The organism is Haematospirillum sp. H4485, assembly GCF_012102745.1.
Lineage (GTDB): Bacteria > Pseudomonadota > Alphaproteobacteria > Rhodospirillales > Rhodospirillaceae > Haematospirillum.
The window spans coordinates 130,238-150,718 of the sequence record NZ_JAAVSY010000002.1 but is presented as its reverse complement, the minus strand read 5'-3'; the positions used below and the strand labels follow the sequence as shown (position 1 = coordinate 150,718).

Here is a 20,481-nt window from a genome sequence, read left to right as displayed (position 1 = left end):
GTGTGATTGTCTATTTACGGTTCGTTATGGATGTTTTGCATATTGCGTGGAAGGATGTTGACGATGACTGTATCGGTGGAACATTCCGGTGTAGCCGGGCTGAATGCAGAAGGTGATGTGGCCCGTGACAAGCGGCATGTCATCATGGAAGGAACCCGTGATCTCAGCGATCAGGATCAGCCTATTTTTGTGCAGATCAAGGGGTTCGGTATCGTATCACCTATTCTTGTTGCTGGTGAGCGCGTTGGATCCATACGTTACGATAAAAGTGTTATTGGGGGATCTTCGCATGATGTTCTGAAGGGTGATGATCGTGACAATACTCTCAAGGGAATGGATGGAGAGGATATCCTGGTTGGTAATGGCGGCAATGATACCTTGGATGGAGGGCCAGATGATGACTATCTCTTATCTGGTCCGGGGGCCGACGTCCTGACCGGTGGCTCGGGAAGGGACATCTTTTCATTTCACCGCCTGTCCAACACCAAGGGTGATATCATTACGGACTTCAATCGGTCAGAAGGCGACCGGATTCATTTCTCGTTCGATCATTCCGTTACCCATGCAGCGTCACAACTAGGATATGTCCAAGATCCGGAAAAGCCAACGCCTCTGCCTCTGAACGGTACCACGCCGGCCCCAAATACCTTGTGGTACACGCCGTCCGGGAACGGGCGGGATGTGGTGCTGTATGGGGATAGTGACGGTGACATTTCGACGCATGAGGTCGAGATAACCCTTCAGGGTGTTACCCACATTCAGGACTCTGACATCCAATTTAACTACTACACCTGAGAGTTCCTTCGGGCCTTGCCCTGATTTTTACTGTTTTTCCGCAAATCATTCCTGATGTGGTGCTGTGCTGCAAATCAGAGCGATGGTTTGCGTCCTGCCGGCAGAGTCTTCGTGATCCTGCCACTGTTCACTCTACTTTGGGAGTTTCTCCAATGAGTTCATTTATGCCCCAGGCTGTGCACAGCCCGAATGCACAGGATTCGATTGATTATGCGGATGAAAGCGGATCTGTTGTGGCCTCGACAGAGCAGCCCGACGTATCGACACAAGGGCAACCTACCTCAGGCCAGGCAGATGGAGCCGGCAGTGATGACACGCTCAGTGTAGGTCCCCGCAGTGATGTACTGGGCAATGTAGGTAAGGGTAACGAAACTTTGAACCTTGGTCCGGTTAGTGAGTTCCTGGTCGGAGGAAACGCTGATACCACTAAGGACGCTCCGGAAGACAAGACGTTTGTGCGCCAGAACGCATCCCATACCCAAGGAGATGTGATTACCGACTTCAATCAGGACCAAGGCGATACCATCAATTTTTCTTTTATGGAAGAGGGGCAGTATGACCATAACCACCAGAAGCCGGAGTCTGATCCCGAGCCCATGCTTCTGCCTTTGAACGGGACATCGGCGGCTCCTTATTCCACGTGGTACCAAGTTGTCGAGAATGACAAGGACTTTCATCTGTCCGAGGATGCCGACGGTCAGGTTGACACGCACGAAATTGCCGTAACCGCGCAAGACACGACAGGCCTTCAGAATGCAGACCTTTGGTTTGGATAAGGAGTATAAAGTGCGCACATCCGTATTTTTTGTATAAACAGGCCCCCCGGAATCACGGTGTTGTGGATCCGGGGGGGATCTTTTTGTTTGTGCTGCAGTATTTCCTTGCAGCCAAATAAAGATGCCTGTGTCCAAGGGACAGGATATTCTTGGCCCGCTTGGTACTTGCGTAAATACAATCAAAAGGCGTACAATGAACCCATAATCTTCCCTCGGCTGTCATGTGAGGCGCCATGCGTTCCTTGCCAAGCCCTTTGGCTGCTGCCGAAGTAACATGGAGATATACGTCCAGGAACAAGCTGCTGGATTACAGCGGCACCGACAGATCTGTTGTTGTTTCATTGGAGGAGGGTGCTCCTACCCCTGTCTTTGTCGGGGGAGAGCAGGTATCAACAGTTCGGTATGCCTCGGGCGCTATCGGGGGTCATGCTCCGGACAGCTTGACCGGGGACAGGCGCCCCAATCGGTTGCAGGGGATGGAGGGTGATGACTGGTTGCGTGGTCGTGGTGGGCCGGACGTTCTGGATGGTGGCCCGGGTCGTGATACTCTGGCCGGAGGTTCGGGTGCCGACCTGTTGACGGGTGGTGCGGGGGCTGACCGTTTTCTGTACAGCAGTGCGTCTGAAACCCGGGGGGATATCATTACGGATTTCAGTCATGATCAGGGGGATGTTATTCAGTTTGTGTTTGCGGACACCCTTTTGCAGGCGTCTGTTCAGGATGGCTTCAAGCCTGATTCCGAGCACCCCTTGCCCTTGGCCTTTCACGGAACCGAGCCTGAGGCCAATGCCCTGTGGTACTGCGTTGCCGGTAATGGCAAGGATCTGACTCTTTTTGGGGATACGGACGGGCATGTGGATACGCAGGAAATACAGATTGTTCTGCGTGGCGCAACCGAATTACAGCCCTCCGATGTTGTCTTTCAATATGGGGTTGTCTAGCCCCTGAAGATTGTTATCTTCGGTTTCTTTTTGCACCGCTGGCTGTTGTCCTGCATCCTTGTTCTGGATGATGCAGGGGGGAGATGCTTTTGCGGTCAGAAACCGTTGAAGGGGGAATATCGTGACATATGATGCACAACGCTCGTTCGTTCATGCCGCAGGCCCGATGGATATTGAGGGCTTTGCCGATACCATGCTGGATCTTACGTTGCATACGTCTGTACCGGACCAGCTGTCTTATGTGACAGAGGGGTATGACGGTGACGATATCGTAACAGACTTTCACACCGATGACGGTCAGATTTTCCACCTCTCTGGTACGGGGGAGGGGTTGTTTTTCAGCGGTTCTGAGTCTTTTCCCTGGTCCCTGTGGCTGGATGAATCAAACGGGATTATCGCCCTGAGGGGAGACACGGACGGAAATGTGGAAACCCAGGAAGTCAACCTGTTTATGAATGATGTTTTTTATCCTCTGAAGGATCCGGAGACTGGTCCCGAGGTCCAGGGGTTTATTGAAGTCCCGGAAACGGGTTCGGCGCCGCTTTTTCTGCTGGTTGACCGACATGGTTCAGCCTGGTTCTACAGCCATGCCGAAGCAACGTCTTTCGGGGCCGTTACGCTTTTGTCTGTGCTGGTTGACCACGCCGGAAGCAAGGCGGGGCAGCAGGGCATGTATGCATTTGCGTCGAACACATTCGAGGGGCATGGTGCACGTCTTGAGCGCTCTGTGGCCGAGAAAACACTTGTTTCCCTGGAATTGAAGATTGATTTGCTGACGGATGCGGACAAGAACATGCCCGGGGAACAGTCTTTCGTCCTTGCCGGTGAAAAGCCTGCGCCTCATGCCTTATGGTATACGGTCAGCGGTGCCGGCAAGCCAATCTGGTTGGAGGGGGATGTCGATGGTAATGTCGAAAGCAGTGAAATTAATATTTTTTTGCAGGGCATGTCCCCGCTTTCTTTTGACCAAGGATTCCTGACAGCTATTTTGTAGCGTTTTTCCCGGGCAAGCAGGGCTGTCTTCAGGGGCGGGTTGCAAAGGTTTTGTGACCTGTGGGCATCCCCTCCTTTTCATGGTTGTTTGTATAGAGAAGAGAATATCTATAGTTGATTTTTGCATGGGAAAGAACGCACTTTGATTCATAAATATCAAGGCGCAGGAGGGAATCTGCCATGAAAATCAAATGGTCTCGTCTTCTGAAAGACAAGGAAGCGCGTCAGGATGCTTTGGATCAGGTTGGTGATGTGATCCAGAACGGTGTTGACGCGGTAAAGAAGGTGGAGCTTCCGGATATTGGCCGTGAGGCCGGGCGTGTTCTGGACCGGCTTGGCGATATGGCCCAGAATGGTGTGTACAATATTATGTTTCCAGATCCTGATGAGGACCTGACCGGGGTTACGATTGTAGCTTCCGGTGCCGGTGAAGCGGCGTCTTCTCTTACAGACGCATCTGGCTCTGTCCATCGTGTTGCCAGGGATCTGGGATCTGATCTTGTTATTCATCAGAATGGCCGTGTGATGCATATGCAGCCGGCTGCCGGTAGCCCTGAGGTATTGGTCGACTTGACAGTGCCCGGCATGGAAAGCATCAAGAATGTTACGCTGATGTCCCCTGTCATGGGTACTTTGATCGGGGATGCGGCTAACAACCGTTTGGCTGCGTCAGGGTACAGCCATGTGTACGGTGGGCCGGGGGATGATGTCCTGACCGGCCTTGGCGGGAAGCGGATTCTGGACGGGGGAGAGGGCCGGGATACGGTCCTTTACAGGGGACAGTTCCCGTCTTTGTGGGTTGAGCTGAATGGTTCGGACAGCAGTGCTGTCTGGATCGGTGGCGTACCGGGCGATGTCATACGCAATGTCGAAAACGTGACCGGGGGCATGGGTAATGATGTTTTGCTCGGTGATGTGGGGCAGAACGTGCTGCATGGTGACTTTGGTGATGATGCTCTCTCGGGTGGCTTCGGGGATGATATTCTGGACGGTGGGATCGGTGCGGACATCATGATCGGTGGACCCGGTGCCGATCTGTTTGTTTTTTCTGCGTTTGACCCTGTGCCAGGGGACATCATCCGTGACTTCAGTCAGGACGAGGGCGACCGCATCGATCTTTCCAGGCTGGCACCACAGCTTGATTTTGCGGGCGACGTAGCAACCCCGTATTCGGCCTGGTTCACCCGTGACGGGGGTGATCTGCTGCTGTCTGTGGACAGGGATGGTGACGTATCAACCCCTGAGCTTAAAGTGCGATTGAATGGGGTCGATGATCTGGAGCGGAAGGATATTCTCTTGGCCGGAGACCTGCCGTTCCCTCCGGACCTAGGCCATTCAGACAGTTCGCCGGTGCGGGTGCCCGACAGCGGGGTTATGCAGGCGGCAGTCCGTGTGCAGAATGCGCCTTCATCCGGGCTGGCAGCCGATATTGTTGGTTCGGCACTGACGTTTGTGTCCTCTAGGGACGACACAATTGTTGCGGATCTGGAGGCTCCTGATTTTGTCGGCATCAGCACGTTTGTTGGTAAAGATGGTGTGAACAATGTTGTTCTGGGTACAGACAATGCCAATCTGCTGTTTGGTGGTTCGGAGGATGACAGGATCCATGGTCGCGGTGGCGATGACCTTCTTGTCGGGCGTGATGGCTCCGATCACTTGGTTGGAGGCGACGGGAATGATCGCCTGAAGGGCGGAGATGGCATTGACTATCTGACAGGTGGGCAAGGAGCCGATACCCTGACCGGTGGAGAGTCATCCGATGCGTTTCAGTATTGGTCCCTGGACGAGACATTCGGCGACATCATTGTTGATTTCAGCCGGGCTGATGGTGACCGTATCTGTTTGATGAATATTGATGCCAACACCCTGCAGCCGGGGGAGCAGCTGTTCGGTTTCTCCGGTCAGACGCCGACAGCCCATTCCCTCTGGTATCAGCGGGCACAGGATGGAAGTGGGTTGGTCCTGTACGGGGATGTGGATGGTGATATCCAGACGCATGAAATGGCCATCACCATGATGGGGGTTGTGCACCTTATGCCATCTGACGTGACAGACTATACGCTGATAACCGGTGGTTTGTTTGCTGTTTCGGCACCGGAGTTTGTGTAGAAGCTCATCTCTGACCCGGCCGTGGTGCAGGAACTGATTTTGTCCCCGGGGAAATCCCGGGGACATGTTTGCTGTGCCTGTCTTTCCAGGCGGTCATATGCCAGCGTGTAACATATGTGGCTGTTTGTGTGCTTCAGCCATGGTTCTGGCTGTATACCGTGTGCTGTCTTTCTGTTTCTGCCTGTCCTGTGCATCCGGGTGGGGGGAATAATGTGTCCTGTAATCCTGGCTTGTCAGCGTTGTGCTTTCGGACAAGGTGGAAACCATGCAGGAAATCACGTTTATCCTGTCCCTGATCCTGTTTTTTGCCATGGCCTGTGCGGCGATGCGGTCCTGCGTACGCCTTGGTCCGCCAGTGCGGCGACGTGTTGTTCGGACAGCCCTGTTCGCATGTCTTGTTGTTCTGTGCGCACTCTTTCTTCCCCGATATCTTGATCATAACGTGTCTGCTGGTCGTATGGGGTCGCCAGCTTCACCGATAGAAGCCGATCATGTTGCTGTCCTGAGGGGACTGTACAATGAATTGCAGACATTCCGGCATGATCCGGAGTTTCACAGGGTTGGTTTCGATGCGTGCTGCCGTTTCAGCGACTGGAAGCAACGCCTGGACCGTTTGGGCGATGGTAACGGGTCACGTATATACCAGTCGCTTGGGTTCGTTCCCCGTGATCTTATGACGCTGGCAAACCATTATCGGACCGGTTACGGGGATAACGCGGCCCCTGTACATTCTCTTGCTACCTTTATTGATGCAGGGCTTTCGTCCTCGCCTGTGCTGGAATTCGGGCAGGGCATGGTTCGCCAGCAGGAGTATGCCTGTGTTAACCCCGACCTTCTGCGCCGTTACCATGCCGCGCTGGGCATGCACCAGTATGCAGAGGCCGGTCGGATTATAGCTGGCCCCGGGTGTCGCATTCTGCACTCCAGAACCGTCGTCAGTGGGCCACTTGATTCCCGGCATGTGCTTGTGTCTGATCCCGGGATGCGGAAAACAGGTGCGCTGTATCATCAGGTGAGAACTGACAGTGGGGCTATCCTGTGGCTGAGTCACGACAGGGTCGTGTTCCGCTGATCGTCAGTATCCCTGATCGGGATCAACGTACCCGGCGGGCCGCTCACCCCGGTCAAGCTGTTCCAGTGCAGCGGCTATTTGCGCGACAGCCGTTTCAGGTATGGTTGCGGCCGCACTGTGTGGTGTCAACCGGATGCCGGGGTGATGCCACAGGGATGAGTCCAGGGGCGGTGGTTCCGGAGATGTCACATCCAGAAAAGCACCGTGCAGATGTTCTTGCTCCAGAGCGTTGAGCAGATCTTTTTCCACGACCAGATCCCCGCGTGACGCGTTGATCAACACGGACCCTTGGCGCATGCGTGCCAGGAATCCGGCATCGATCAGGCCCCGGGTTTTTGGTGTCAGGGGCAGCAAGCAAATGACAGCCATACTGTTGGCAAGAAGGGTGTGCAGCCCTTCCGGGCCATAGACACAGGGAAAATCGGTTGCCTGTCCGGAGGCAGTGCGACGCCAGCCGGTCACGGGTATGCCAAACCCGGACAAGGCTCGGGCAACGGCTATTCCCAATGTACCGGCTCCCAGAATGCCAACCGGGAAGTCTGCGGGTGCCCGGTATGGCAGCGGGTGCCACCTCTTTTCCCTTTGGCTGTCCTGATAGGCATCCATGTCACGGAAGAAGTGAAGCACGGCGTAACTGCACCATGCTGCCATTTGTGGTGCCATGCCGGTATCAACCAGGCGGAAAAGGTCAACGGTGCGGGGCAGGTTGGGGAGTGCCAGAATGGCGTCTACGCCGGCCCCAAGACAAAAGATGGAGCGTCTCACCACAACATGCTCAAATAGGTCTTGGTCCGGCTTCCAGAGGATCAGGTCATCGGTTGACCGGGCAAGCGGGGCTGTCTTGTCATAGAAGGAGATGGTTCTTCCAGGGCAGGCACGTTGCAGCAGCTCTGCCCACAGTGCGGCGTTGGACGGTGTTGCAACCAGAACCGTTGACATTCAGACAGGCCCGTCATCGATTTTCTTCCCGAAAGGGTCTCATGATGCTGCAGCTGTATCAAGGTCTCCATCTTTTGGGGCCATGCTGTTTTCCTGTGGCAAGGGGGTCAGGAACAGCAGGGCAATCCACAAGGCGCACACAAACCACGTTTGCCAAAGCCCATAGCCCAGCGATGCAATGACAAAGGCTATAACGGCTCCGCCTGTGGTGGCTACCCGTGGCGTTCCGGGAGGGATACGGCGCAGGGCAAAGAAAAGAGCCGCCGCCGCGAGGATGGCCCCGACAAGGCCCAGGTCAAACCAGATATGAAGCGGGCCGTTGTGCGGGTGCAGTGGCATGGCTTCAAGATAGCCCAGTGTTGTCCCATTATGGCACCGGGTCATGGCTATGGTGTCATTACCCCCTTCGATGACGCGCTCTGCCTCCAGGCCATACCCGATCAGCGGCTGTTCCTGGATTTTCCCGGTTGTGAAGGTCCAGATCATCATGCGGTGGGCCATGGATGGCGCCCGTTCGACAAAGAAGCAATAGGCCGGGCTATTCTGGGACGGGGCCAGAAGAGGCATCAGCAGCAGGCCGGTTGCCAGAGCCACAGGTACCAACCGCCACAAGGCAGGCAGAACGCGGATCACTGCTGCTGCGGTTCCACCCAGAAGGACGGCCCCGATGGCTGTTTCACTGGAGTGTTGGCTGAGGACAGCAAGTGCGAGGAATGCGATTGTGATGCTGCTACGCCGCCATCCCCCCTGCCAGCCGGCAAAGGCGCAGGGGAACAGAAGCAGTGCCAGAAAGGCTGCCCCACGGCTGTAGGGACTGCCCTGGGTCAAGGCCTTGATCGTGATTGTTTTGCGCCACGGGATGCTCAGCATACCGGCTGTCTGCATATCCAGAAGGGCCAGGGCGCCAATCCCTGTTGCGATGCCTAATGTTACCAGGGCGAGTGTGCCGCGCTGGTGCGTGTCCAGTCTCATCATGGCCATGGCGATCACAGAACCGCACAGGGTCAGCAGCAAGAGACGCAGGGCGACGACAGCGCTGTGGCCCGGTATCAGGGACAGGGGGGACAGTGCCAGCCCGACAAGGAACAGGGACCAGAGCCAGGGGTTGTAGGACCACAGGTCCCTCATCGAGGGGCGAACGTGCCACAGTCCCCACAGGGCCGTCAGCATCACCAGGATCCACAGGCCTTTCGGGGCAATGAATCCTATGACGGGGGCCAGTGGTATCAGCAGAAGGCAGCGGGCAGGCATTGTGGCAAGGATCCGGTACAAACAACAAGGTGACCGAACCATGCTGTTTTGGTCGCCATTTGTCCATGATCCGTGATTGTGTGATGGTGAATATATTGTTGAAGATCCAGCTTGACACAAAATGGGAGAACAGATAAACACAGCGCTCCCAGCGCGATGGCGGAGTAGCTCAGCTGGTTAGAGCACGGGAATCATAATCCTGGGGTCGGGGGTTCAAATCCCTCCTCCGCTACCAAATGCAGAAGACCTCTTCACATATTATGATGTGCTGGGGTCTTTTTTATTGCGAAATAAGGGCAAACTACTGTTTGAGTAGTGAAGAGCATCGGTTCGCTCCATTATATCAACATAACATACTTATCTTTATCAGGAATTTGCACATTCCTGTCCGATGTCAATGATTGTCAAAGATTGTTTATTCTTTTTCCATTATCCCTAATATAGGTATTTTCTTTGTATGTTCAGGGGGGGGCGCTAACAGATGAGCGGCGTGTACGATAAGCAAGAGCGAATTGCGCTGGCCGCTGTCAGTCCACAGCCCACTATGGTGTAACGATTATTCATGGACTAATTGCAGGGAATTTGGCGGCGATTGCTGCGCTTGTTACCTTCAAGAGTGGGGCTACGCTCAGACTATACTCCGGATCCCTGATTTGTTTTTCTGCTGGGTTCACTCTTTCACTACTCCGTGGATTTCTTTGCTATTTTTCACAATCAGCTTACACGTGTGAATCCTCTGAGCGTGGTGATTCTTGCAGACGTTGGGCAATCGGCTCCGGTTTTGCGTCTTTCATCGCCCTGGCTTTGGGGGGAGTGTGGGCGTTTATTATTGGGATTGGATAACTACAGCGCATGGAAGACTTTTTTCCAGGAGAGGAGGTTCCTCCCTCGTGTTGCCCGGCAGGGTGGATTCGCCGTTCGGGGTAATCCGGTGCGGTAAGGGTATCCGGTAGCTCTGCGTGCGATGTTGTTTGCGTGCCGTGCCCAAGATCTGTGAAAGCCGGGGCTCTGAGCAGCATCCATGGGGTTTCTTGTATCTGTAGATACAATCAAGGGCTTTATGAATATTCCCGTCCGGAAAAAAGAGCCTATGGTTCCTACGGCTCCCTTGCGGCCCGGTGCGGGTCTCCCCACTATAGAGCCATCGTCATTCTTCAGGACGGGGGCAGGGCCTATGGCATCATTTATGGCAGTCTTTGGAGCTTCTCTGTGTATCGCTGTTCTGGCTGCTGCCGCCCTGCGCCACCGTGCTGTGGCCGAAGCAAAGGTGCGTGGCGGACACCGTTCTTCCCGTCATTGATGTACGCGTTCCGGGGCGGGAATATGGCTCACCCCGGGGCCGTGGTGTGATTACTGGCCGGGCCTTGTCGGAGGTGCCGGATCGATCGCGTTCAGGTGCGACAGGGATTGCAGGGCCAGGGAGTGAAACTCCCGACGGTACAGGGTTACGACAACCCCGGCTGTTACAGCCGTCAGAAGAAAAGGGTTGACCAGCCACCCCAACGCCCCCAGTGCGAAAAAGTAGGCTCGCAGGCCACGGTTGAAGTGATGCCCCGAGCGCGAGGACAGGACCGCAGCTGTTTCTGCAATACAGCGGGAGCGTTCACTGTCGGCATCCGCTGCCGGGCCCAGTGCGCCTACCGTAATGGAGCAGTAGTTGGCAAGCCGGAATGCCCAGCTGAACTTGAAAAATGCGTATACAAAAATGGCGAGAAGAAAGCAGATTTTGCTTTCCAGGGCATCGATGCTCCCATTTTCGGCAAACGGAAGGCGCCCGATGGCATGGGCCACGGTTTCCGTAACTCCCAGCATGGCCATCAAGCCCCCGATGACAAAGATTGTGGTGGAGGAGAAGAAACTGACGCCCTGCAGCAGGTTGCCCAGAATATTGGCATCAACAATGCGCAAATCCCGTCGCGTGGCTTCCCTGAACCAGGCCCGCCGCCTGCTGGCCATCAGGGTTGCAATCGATCGATGCCGTGCCGGGCTGATATCGGCAAAGATTGTATAACCTGTCCACAAGGCAAAGAAGCTGGCCAAGCCAAGCCAGTCGGCCAGAGTCATCCAGGGGAGGGGCGAGGCGTTCATCAGGGCATAATCCGCAAGCAGGGACAGGGAAAGCAGGTGAATTGTGGCAGGTTTCCGTTGCCCGGGCCAGAGAGCAGGGAAACGATCGTCTGTGTGGCATCAGGTCATGTTGGAAACAAGGTCAAAAAAGCTGTCCTCGTCCATGACGGTGACCCCCAGCGCCTCGGCCTGCTTCAGTTTTGATCCCGCACCCGGCCCGGCAACAACCAGATCGGTCTTTGCTGACACCGATCCTGCGACCTTTGCCCCCAGTGCCAAGGCCTTGGCCTTGGCTTCAGCCCGTCCCATCCGGGTCAGGGTTCCTGTGAACACAATGGTCTTGCCGGCAATCGCGGAGTGGGTTGTATCCGGTTCCTCGACAGGCAGAATGGTAATTTCAGCCTGCAGGGCCCGCAGCACATCGCGATTGTGGAGTTCCCGCGCAAAAGCCAGAAGTTCCTGCGCAACGGCTGGACCAATGGTTTCAATACCGGTCAGGGTGAGCCATGCCTCGCTGAGGCGGGCTTCCTCATCCGGTACGGGGATTGCGTCCAGGGTATCCAGCAGATTGCCCAAAGATCCGTAATGACGGGCCAGAAGGCGGGCGGTGGCCTGTCCAACCTGTGGGATGCCAAGGGCAAACAGGAAACGGTCCAGGGTAATGGTGCGGCGAGCATTGATGGAATCAAACAGCTTCTCGGCACTGGCCGGGCCCCAGCCGTTGCGGTTCTTCAGTTTGGACAGACTTGCCCTGTCGCGTGCTTCCAGGGTGAAAATGTCCTGCGGTGTGCGGATCAGGGCATCGGCAAAGAACGCCTCGATGTGTTTCCCGCCCAGTCCCTCGATATCAAAGGCATTGCGGGAAACAAAGTGTTTCAGACGCTCGGTTGCCTGGGTCGGGCAAGTCAGGCCGCCCGTACAGCGCCAGGCGACGGCGCCGTCTTCGCGGGTGGCGGTGGCTCCGCATTCCGGGCATGTATGGGGAAACACAAAAGCGGTACTGTCTGCGGGGCGTTGCCCGGTTATAACCCCAAGGATCTGGGGAATCACGTCGCCAGCTCTCTGCAGGGTGACCAAGTCGCCGACGCGTACATCCAGCCGGCGGATTTCGTCTTCGTTGTGCAGGGTCGCCCGGCTGACAACCACGCCGCCAACCGTGACAGGCTCCAGATGAGCAACCGGAGTCAGAACCCCGGTCCGTCCGACCTGTATTTCAATGGACCGCAGCCGTGTCTGCGCCTGTTCCGAAGGAAACTTGCGGGCAATGGCCCACCGGGGTGCACGGGCAACAAAGCCCAGCCGTTTCTGTAGTGCTATGTCGTTGACTTTCAGCACCAGCCCGTCGATGTCATAGGGAAGATCGGCCCGCCGTGCGTAGATATCGGCTGCGAAGCGTTCTACATCTTCCAGTGTCCGGCACAACTGATGTTCCGGATTGACAGGCAGCCCCCAGGCCTGAAGCTGGTCCAGCCAGCCCTTGTGGGTTTCCGGCGTGAAGCCGTCAAGCTCACCCCACGCATAGCAGAACAGGCGTAGCGGGCGCGATGCCGTGATCTTGGCATCCAGCTGACGCAGGGACCCGGCGGCCGCATTGCGGGGATTGGCAAAGACCTTGCCACCATGTGCACTATGCCTGCTGTTGAGGGCCGCAAAATCATCGCGGCGCATGTACACCTCGCCCCTGACCTCAAGAATGCGGGGCGGGGTGGATGTATTCAGCCGTGCCGGCAGGTCGGCAATGGTTGCAAGGTTGGCTGTGATGTCTTCCCCTTCCTGTCCGTCGCCGCGGGTTGCGGCACGAACGAAAACACCATCTTCGTAACGCGCAGAAAAACTCAGCCCATCGATCTTGGGCTCGGCCAGGATATCCAGGATGGTGTCTTCAGGCAGGGACAGGAAGCGGCGGGCCCGGGCTACGAACTCGGCGGTTTCCTCTGCATCAAAAGCATTGTCGAGAGACAGCATGGGGACTTTGTGCCGCACCTTGCCGAAGCCGGTTGCAGCCGGAGCCCCGACCCGCAGCGACGGGCTGTCGGGACGGCGTAGATCGGGAAACTGTTCTTCCAAAGCCAGAAGGCGCCGTTTCAGGGCGTCATAATCCGCATCACTGATAACCGGGGCGTCATCGCGGTGATACAGGGTGTCGTGTCGTCGCAGTTCGACCGACAGGGCTTCGATCTCCGCGACAGCTTCCTGTCGGGAAAGGGCAGCAATTTCTTTCATCCACACGGTCCGGATCAGATGGAATGCATCAGGCTGTCGGCGGCGGCACGTGCCTGTTCGGTCACGGTTTCGCCAGCCAACATGCGGGCAATTTCCTCGCGCCGTGCTGTTTCGTCAAGAGGTTCGACCCCGGTTGTTGTCTTTCCGCCCCGGACTGTCTTGACCACACGCCAGTGGTGGGTTCCCCGTGCGGCGACCTGGGGGGAATGGGTGACAACCAGAACTTGGACATCCGCGGCCAGCCGGGCCAGTCGTTCCCCTACAGCGGCTGCGGTGGCGCCACCGATACCGGTATCCACCTCGTCAAACACAAGCGTGGGGATGGTGGACGAACGGGCCAGAACAACCTTCAGGGCCAGCATGAAGCGCGACAGTTCCCCCCCGGAGGCAATGCGCCCGATCGGGCCAGGAGTTGCCCCTGGATTGGTCGCCACTTCAAAGGTGACAAGATCCGTTCCATCCGGTCCCCAGCGGTTTTCGGGCAGTTCCTCAACCCGCGTCACAAAGCGCGCACGATCCAGTTTCAGCGGGGGGAGTTCTGCTGCAACCTTCTTGTCCAGCTGTCCGGCGGCCTTGGTACGCACGTTCGACAGGGTTTGTGCGGCATGCTGGTACGCCTCGCGTGCACGCCGTTCTTCAGCCTCCCATTGCGCCACATCAGCCCCCCCGTCATCCAAGGCGCGTAACTTCTGATGCAGGGATTCCAGGACAGCAGGCAGGTCATCAACCCGGCAATGGTGCTTGCGTGCCAGGCTGCGCAGTGTGAACAGCCTGTCTTCCAGATATTCCAGCTGTCCGGGATCCAGATCCAGGGCGCTGCTGATCCGCTCAAGCGTGGCGTGGGCTTCCGTCGTTTCGAGAGCGGCCCGGTCCAGGCATTCGATAACGGGGTGAAAGACCTCCCCGGCCATGGGGGTCAGGCGTTCCAGTTGCCGTGAGACAGACCGCAAGAGGGCATCAACCCCGCTTCCACCCGCCGCAAGGGACCGCAAGGCTGTTTCCAGACCTTCAGCCAGTTTCTCGCGGTTCATCAACAACTGTCGTTGTTCGGCCAAGCTGTTTTCTTCATCGGCTTTGGGGGCAACAGCCGCCAGTTCCTCCGCGTGGTGGCGCAGGATGTCCTCTTCCCGTCGGGCGGCGTCCAGCCCTTCCTGTATCCGGCGGCGGTTGGTGCGGGCTGTGTTCCAGCTTTGCCATGCCTGCTGGCATATCTGGCGGGCCTGGCCTGTGCCCGCCCATTCATCAAGTGCACCCCGGTGGGTTGATGGATCCAGAAGGCCATGGGCATCGAATTGGCCGTGTATTTCCGTCAGAGCCCGCCCGAGCTGGCGCAACAGGCCGATGCTGGCGGACTGGTCATTGACAAAGGCCCGTGACCGACCATCCCGCGACACGGTGCGACGCAGGACCAGTTCCTCGCCGTCCGGGCTGTCCAGTCCCTGTTCACGGGCCAGCAGCAGGGCCGGGTGGGCAGCCGGAAGGTCGAACGCCGCCGTAACCGACAGCTGATCGCTTCCATTGCGGACCAACGCGCTGTCACCCCGTTCCCCCAGAGCCAGCCCCAGGCTGTCCAGCAGGATCGACTTGCCAGCCCCGGTTTCACCGGTCAGCACGCCAAGGCCAGCTCCGAACGTCAGGTCAAGACGTTCGATCAGAACAACGTCACGAATGGACAGCCGTACAAGCATGAGAGGATGCTATCCTTGTGTTCATACGGAGACAGAACCCGCCGTTCTCAGAAGATGTCGGTAATGCTGTCCCACCAGCCTTCACCGCCTTCGTCGAGGGCTGCGTTGTTGGCCTCGGGATTTGTCTCGCCACGCTCGACCAAGTCATAGGCGTCGTCATACCAGTCACTGCCCGGGTAGTTGTGCCCCAGCACAGCCGCTGTCTTTTTGGCTTCATCCTTCAGACCAAGGACCGTATAGGATTCGGTCAGGCGGTACAGGGCTTCCGGGGCATGGGATGTGCGATCATACTGGTTGATGACGACCAGAAAGCGGTTTATGGCGGCCAGGTATTTCTGATGCCGCAGATACCAGCGCCCGACCTCCATTTCCTTGCCGGCCAGGTGATCCAGGGTCAGATCCAGTTTCAGGCGGGCATCCCGGGCATAGGATGTGCCGGGAAAACGGTTGATGACGTCTTCCAGGGCAGAACGGGCCATATCGGTCATTTTCTGGTCACGACCGACATCGCTGATCTGCTCGTAATAGCACAGGGACTTCAGGTAATAGGCGTATGGCGTATCGACGTTGCCGGGATGCAGCTGGATGAAGCGGTCCAAGGCAATGATGGCATCATCGTACTTTGCGTCTTCGTAATAGGCATAGGCTGACATCAGCTGGGCTTTTGTAGCCCACGTCGAATACGGGTGCTGACGCTCCACCTCGTCAAAAGCCCGGGCGGCTTCAACGTAGTTGCGGTCGTTCAGTTCCTCGATCGCCTTGCCATAAAGCTCGCCGACCGGGCGTTCCACGTATTCCTGGTCCTTGTCTCCGGCGCAGGCGGCAAGCAGCGCGACCACAGAGATGGTGGCCATGTGGCGGAGAAGATAACGGAGTGTCTGCGGGTTGGGCAGCAGAAGCATGGTATAATCCGGTTCACCCTGTCTTGAAGGTCGGCAGACTATATCACGCAGGTCCGGCTGCGGGGCAAGAGATACTCTGTGCCATGACGAAGAAACACGACGTTCGCAACCAACCCGTTTGTTTAGCGGGGCAGGGCCGGGATTTGTGTTATCGCCAGGTTGATATCGGCTACCAAGTCATCAAGGAAGGTATCGGCGCTGCCCGGCGATGTTCTGACGGCAGGGGGAATGCCGGTCCTTTGATAGGCTGTGCCGTCGCTGGCCAGGAAGCGGGTTGCGCTGAGGGTGCCGCGCCAGTTGTTGGGAAGAACCCAGTCATGGGATTCGGCCAGCTCGCCACGTGTATTGTCCCCGACGAGGATAATCCCGGGAACATCATGCATGGCCAGAACAGCGGCTTCAGCGGCTCCTGCTGTCAGGTCGCTGATCAGGACGGCGACGGGCGCGGACCAGCTGCTGCGCAGGCTGGGTGTTACGTAAATTTCCTCTGCATCGGTCAGACCGGCCTGCGGACTTGCCGGGGCAACCAGAAACGCAACGCGCGTGGCATCTGTGAAGCGGCTGGCCAGTTCCAGTCCCGTCGCCAGGCCGCCGCCGGTGGAGAAGCGCAGGTCCAGGACCAGTCTTGGTGCTGTTTTCAGGTCATCAAGGGCTTCGCTCAAGGCGTTGATCAGGGCCTGCGTGTTTGTGACGGCCCCTGATTCCTCGGACAAACCTTCCAGGTCGAGAACCCCAAGCCAGGCCGATCCATCGTCCAGTTTTCCCCGGACAATGCGTCCCCGGGCACTGAATACGGCTTTCCCGCCCAGCATGGTGCGGTTCATATGGGCAATAAACGCCCCGCGCAAGGCTTCCAGACTGGTTGCATCGCTTGTATCGCCGGATGCACCCCCCGCTTGTTTCCACAGGCTCAGCATGGTGCCCGCCGATGCCGGGGCAGCCTCGCAGAGTGCTCCGTCAGGGCGGACCATGGTGCCCAGGTCGTCGCCGCTTTCAATCAAGGCTGTGCACAGGCGGGTAAAGAGTTCCGAGCCATGTATGCTGGCTGTGGGCAGGTTTTCCAGAATGGCTGCTGCCTGTTCTTTCAGGTTGGGGCTTTCCTCGGAACGGTTGGCGTTGGCCAAGAGCATCAGAAAGACCATGGTATTGAGATCAGGGGTCAGGGTTGTCCCCCGTGCTGGCTCCATCACCGATCGCTCCTTGATACGGCGCACGGTATCATCGTCAGCCAGCTGGTAACGTACGGGAACCAGATCACCCCCCTTGGTGATCATCAGTTCATCGGCGCCCTGCCGTGAAATAACGGAAGCATCGCGGCGCAAGTCATCAACCATGCCCCGCTTGCGGATCAGGGTCGTGGGGCCGGTCATCTGATAGATCGTGTAATAGGGTGCCTCCACCCACAGGACATCGGGCCGGTTGCTGGCTTTCCAGATCCCGTTCAGTGATACCGGAGCTGCGGCACGCACCTGTTGTTCTGTCCAGACCGGGACAAGAAGAAGTACGGCAAGGACGCACAGTACTGGAATAATCCTCGGCATGGTCTTTTCTGGTTTCCTTGGCTTTTGGCCTGCCTGGAATTCTGGAAGAACTTGACCGTGGGCGCCAGCACAAAAAAAACACGGTCCCAGAAGAGCCGTGTTTTTTTTCACAGGTAACAACCGTAAAGATGATATCAGGCCGAGGCGGCGAAGAGTGGGGCGCGGTTGGGCGTAAGGTCTTCTTCTGTCATGGTAATCTCTTCCCATGCTGAAGGATCCGCCAGAAGAGCTTTGACCAAGCCAGTGTTCAGTGCATGGCTGGACTTCAGGCCGCTGTAATGACCAAGCAAGGGCCGTCCGGCAAGAGCCAGGTCGCCTATGGCATCAAGGGCCTTGTGACGGGCGAACTCGTTGCCGTAACGCAGACCGCCGTCATTCAGGACATCGGCCCCGTTGACCACAACGGCGTTGTCCAGGGACCCCCCCAGTGCAAGCCCCATATCACGCATTTTCGGCAGATCTTCGATCAGGCAGAACGTACGGGCGCGCGACAGGGCAGCCTTGAAAGACGTTTTGGTTACGTCCAGCGAACAGGACTGACGACCGATGGCAGCTGCAGGGAAATCAACAGTAAAGTCTATGCTGAAGCCTCGCCCTGGGTGCAGGGATGCTTCGGCCCCATGTGCGCTGACGTTTACGGGCTTGAGAACCCGTATGGCCCGGCGAGGGGCATCCTGCTCCACGATCCCGGCACATTCTGTCAGGAAGACAAAAGGTGCGGCGCTGCCATCCATGGCCGGTACTTCCGGGCCATTGATCTGGATTTCCACGTTGTCTACCTGCATGGCGACCAGTGCGGCCATCAGATGTTCAATCGTTGCCACGGTATTGCCTGCATTGTCACCGATAACTGTGCACAGGCGGGAATCCCGGACATGATCGCTGTTCGCAGGGATTATGGCCGCGCTGCCCGCGATATCCGTGCGGCGGAAAACAATGCCTGTGTCCGGGGCAGCAGGTGCCAGCGTTATGCGGGTCTTGATGCCGCTGTGCAGCCCAATACCTGTGCAGGATATGGTGCTTTTGAGTGTTCTCTGCCGCAACAAGGATGATGACGAGACGGTCCTTTGCCCTCCGGCACGACGGGACACCCGCTTGGTGTCAACCGCATGGGAGGCAACAGATGCATCAGCCAGACCATCAAACATCATTGGTACAATCCAATCCACAGGGCACAATCTGAACAACACTACAAAACACACCCGGCCTATAGCGGCGGGCCATCAAACTTTTCAACCGGTAAAGGCTTAGCAACCCGGAGACAACAGAGCAAATCAATGATTGTTGCGAAATGTTTCATACCGGGCGATATGCCCTGATTGCAAGGGGCATATTATTCTTCTCAAGCGTGCAATCTGATACTCCATAACGCATTGTCAATATATGAAAAAAAAGGGGAGAGCCGAAGCTCTCCCTGTCAGGTTGGCACGTTTCTGCCACATCAGGCAAACGGTATCATGCACCGGACCTTTTGTGGGTGAAGCAATCCAGCACAAAAGCCACTAGTTGGCCTGGCGACGCAGGAACGCCGGAATTTCCAGCTCATCCTCCTCGCGCCGGGTTACCGGCATGGCCTGCGCTGCTACAGGGGCAACCGCCGCCGGGTGAGCCTCGACATGGGCTTCGGTCGGGGCCATTTCATCCCGGTGTGCCAAGCGGCTGAGCCGGGCAAACAGGTTGTTGCGTGGTGCGCTGGCCGGGGCTGTACGCTCTTCGGCATACAGAACGGGTTCCACTGCCGCAGCCGGAGCTACTGCCGTAGCTTGGGCATGAGCCGTAGCGCCGGAGGCATAGCCATGCTGCTGCGGCATCTGATAGGCCAAGGGGTCATGGCTTGCAGACTGCGCAGGAATAAAGCTGTCGGCCTCTCTTCTTGGTGGCATCTGGGCTGTTGCGCTGACAGAAACCTGTGCGGGCATGGCCTGATATGAAGGCTGTGCTGTCGTCTGCGTCGCCTGCACCGGGACCGGTATTGGTGATTGAGCCGCGGCAGGGTTGGCATGAGCCGGTGCAGCAAAGGCAGGTGGGGCATGAACAGGCGCAGGTTCCGGAACACGGGGAGGCTGTACAACCTGAACCGTCTGGGGCTGCGGTTGTTGCTGGACTGCCGGGCGCATCGGCGTGGTCTGGGGCAGGCAGGCGGCCTCGCTGTTGATGCCTGTCGCAACAACGGAGACGCGCATGGTGCCTTCCATGCTTGGGTCAAAGCACGAGCCGAAGATGATATGCGCTTCACCTTCCACTTCATCACGGATGCGGTTTGCTGCTTCATCGACCTCGAACAGGGTCACGTCCATGCCGGTTGTGATGTTGATCAGAACACCCCGTGCCCCCTTCATGCAGGTATCTTCCAGCAGGGGATTGGCAATGGCGGCCTCGGCGGCGTCCAGTGCGCGCCGTTCCCCTGTGGCTTCGCCGGTTCCCATCATGGCACGCCCCATGTCGCTCATGACGGTGCGTACGTCGGCAAAGTCAAGGTTGATCAGGCCGGGCAGGATCATCAGGTCGGTGATGGAGCGTACGCCTTGGTGAAGGACGTTGTCCGCCATCTTGAAGGCATCGGCAAAGGTGGTTTTTTCGTTGGCAACCCGGAACAGGTTCTGGTTCGGAATGATGATCAGGGTGTCAACGTACTGGGACAGATCTTCGATACCGCTTTCGGCAAGACGCATGCGGTTGGCGCCTTCGAACTGGAACGGCTTGGTTACGACACCAACGGTCAGAATGCCCATCTCGCGGGCTACCCTGGCAATGACGGGTGCAGCACCGGTTCCGGTTCCACCGCCCATACCGGCGGTGATGAACACCATGTTCGATCCCTGGATTTCTGCAGCGATTTGCTCGACTGTCTCTTCGGCGGCCGCCCGCCCGACTTCCGGACGTGCACCGGCCCCCAGTCCCTGGGTGGTGGTTGCCCCCAACTGAATGCGGCGGTTGGTCCGCGCCATGGTCAGGGCCTGTGCGTCCGTATTGGAAACGACAAAGTCAACGCCTTGCAAATTGTCTGCAATCATGTTGTTGACCGCGTTACCACCGGCACCACCAACACCAACAACTGTGATGTGGGGTTTGAGCAGGGGCTCACCCTGTTGTGGAACAGTGAGGTTTATCATATCGTGGGCCTCCGGGCTTGATCGCTTCTGCTTCTGTTCAGTGCCTTTGACGAAAGTGCGGATGCGGTACT

16 protein-coding genes and 1 tRNA gene are annotated in these 20,481 nt (G+C 57.3%); 8 read left to right on the top strand and 9 right to left on the bottom strand.

Annotated elements, in window-relative coordinates; genetic code table 11:
• Positions 1–63 precede the first annotated feature (63 nt).
• The 6 genes from HEQ61_RS03255 to HEQ61_RS03230 all read left to right on the top strand — a co-directional run bounded on the left by HEQ61_RS03255 (position 64) and on the right by HEQ61_RS03230 (position 6,686).
• Positions 64–795, top strand: a complete 732-nt coding sequence (locus tag HEQ61_RS03255) for a hypothetical protein (protein ID WP_209315624.1) — start codon at positions 64–66, stop codon at positions 793–795.
• Positions 796–947: 152 nt separating this feature from the next.
• On the top strand, positions 948–1,571 hold the full coding sequence (locus HEQ61_RS03250) for a hypothetical protein (protein WP_168019722.1): 624 nt from the start codon (positions 948–950) through the stop codon (positions 1,569–1,571).
• A 233-nt stretch (positions 1,572–1,804) separates the two neighbouring features.
• Positions 1,805–2,512 (top strand): hypothetical protein, encoded by a 708-nt coding sequence (locus tag HEQ61_RS11390; RefSeq protein WP_168019721.1) that lies wholly within the window; start codon positions 1,805–1,807, stop codon positions 2,510–2,512.
• A gap of 121 nt (positions 2,513–2,633) precedes the next feature.
• Positions 2,634–3,506: a hypothetical protein gene (locus HEQ61_RS03240; RefSeq protein WP_168019720.1), complete on the top strand. Its 873-nt coding sequence runs from the start codon at positions 2,634–2,636 to the stop codon at positions 3,504–3,506.
• A 179-nt stretch (positions 3,507–3,685) separates the two neighbouring features.
• Complete coding sequence (locus HEQ61_RS03235; protein ID WP_168019719.1) at positions 3,686–5,614, top strand: calcium-binding protein; 1,929 nt, start codon at positions 3,686–3,688, stop codon at positions 5,612–5,614.
• A gap of 265 nt (positions 5,615–5,879) precedes the next feature.
• Positions 5,880–6,686 (top strand): hypothetical protein, encoded by an 807-nt coding sequence (locus HEQ61_RS03230; protein WP_168019718.1) that lies wholly within the window; start codon positions 5,880–5,882, stop codon positions 6,684–6,686.
• A gap of 3 nt (positions 6,687–6,689) precedes the next feature.
• On the opposite strand, the gene HEQ61_RS03225 is transcribed toward HEQ61_RS03230, so the two are convergent.
• Both HEQ61_RS03225 and HEQ61_RS03220 read right to left on the bottom strand, forming a co-directional pair.
• The gene (locus HEQ61_RS03225; RefSeq protein WP_168019717.1) at positions 6,690–7,625 is read right to left on the bottom strand and encodes a 2-hydroxyacid dehydrogenase; all 936 of its coding nucleotides are present in this window, start codon (positions 7,623–7,625) and stop codon (positions 6,690–6,692) included.
• A 39-nt stretch (positions 7,626–7,664) separates the two neighbouring features.
• Positions 7,665–8,876, bottom strand: coding sequence for an O-antigen ligase family protein (locus HEQ61_RS03220; RefSeq protein ID WP_168019716.1), 1,212 nt, complete (start codon positions 8,874–8,876; stop codon positions 7,665–7,667).
• 158 nt (positions 8,877–9,034) lie between these two features.
• Here HEQ61_RS03220 and HEQ61_RS03215 point away from each other — a divergent pair.
• Together HEQ61_RS03215 and HEQ61_RS03210 are read left to right on the top strand one after the other, a co-directional pair.
• Positions 9,035–9,111 (top strand) — tRNA-Met (locus HEQ61_RS03215).
• Positions 9,112–9,897: 786 nt separating this feature from the next.
• The gene (locus HEQ61_RS03210; protein WP_168019715.1) at positions 9,898–10,176 is read left to right on the top strand and encodes a hypothetical protein; all 279 of its coding nucleotides are present in this window, start codon (positions 9,898–9,900) and stop codon (positions 10,174–10,176) included.
• 50 nt (positions 10,177–10,226) lie between these two features.
• Here the strand turns inward: HEQ61_RS03210 and HEQ61_RS03205 are convergent, their stop codons facing one another.
• From HEQ61_RS03205 to ftsZ, 7 genes are all read right to left on the bottom strand, one after another.
• Positions 10,227–10,964 (bottom strand): DUF599 domain-containing protein, encoded by a 738-nt coding sequence (locus tag HEQ61_RS03205; RefSeq protein ID WP_168019714.1) that lies wholly within the window; start codon positions 10,962–10,964, stop codon positions 10,227–10,229.
• A gap of 99 nt (positions 10,965–11,063) precedes the next feature.
• A complete protein-coding gene (gene ligA / locus HEQ61_RS03200) occupies positions 11,064–13,166 on the bottom strand; it encodes an NAD-dependent DNA ligase LigA (RefSeq protein WP_168019713.1) in 2,103 nt (700 codons plus the stop codon).
• A gap of 14 nt (positions 13,167–13,180) precedes the next feature.
• Entirely contained in the window at positions 13,181–14,854 is a 1,674-nt protein-coding gene (gene recN, locus HEQ61_RS03195; protein ID WP_168019712.1) for a DNA repair protein RecN, read from the bottom strand.
• Between the two features lie 47 nt (positions 14,855–14,901).
• Complete coding sequence (locus tag HEQ61_RS03190) at positions 14,902–15,756, bottom strand: outer membrane protein assembly factor BamD (RefSeq protein WP_168019711.1); 855 nt, start codon at positions 15,754–15,756, stop codon at positions 14,902–14,904.
• 122 nt (positions 15,757–15,878) lie between these two features.
• Positions 15,879–17,297, bottom strand: a complete 1,419-nt coding sequence (locus HEQ61_RS03185) for a S41 family peptidase (RefSeq protein ID WP_168019710.1) — start codon at positions 17,295–17,297, stop codon at positions 15,879–15,881.
• A 134-nt stretch (positions 17,298–17,431) separates the two neighbouring features.
• Positions 17,432–18,448 carry a UDP-3-O-acyl-N-acetylglucosamine deacetylase gene (gene lpxC / locus HEQ61_RS03180; protein ID WP_245183098.1) on the bottom strand — a complete coding sequence of 339 codons (1,017 nt, stop codon included), beginning with the start codon at positions 18,446–18,448 and terminating at the stop codon, positions 17,432–17,434.
• A 351-nt stretch (positions 18,449–18,799) separates the two neighbouring features.
• Positions 18,800–20,410 carry a cell division protein FtsZ gene (ftsZ, locus tag HEQ61_RS03175; protein WP_168019709.1) on the bottom strand — a complete coding sequence of 537 codons (1,611 nt, stop codon included), beginning with the start codon at positions 20,408–20,410 and terminating at the stop codon, positions 18,800–18,802.
• Positions 20,411–20,481: the final 71 nt, after the last annotated feature.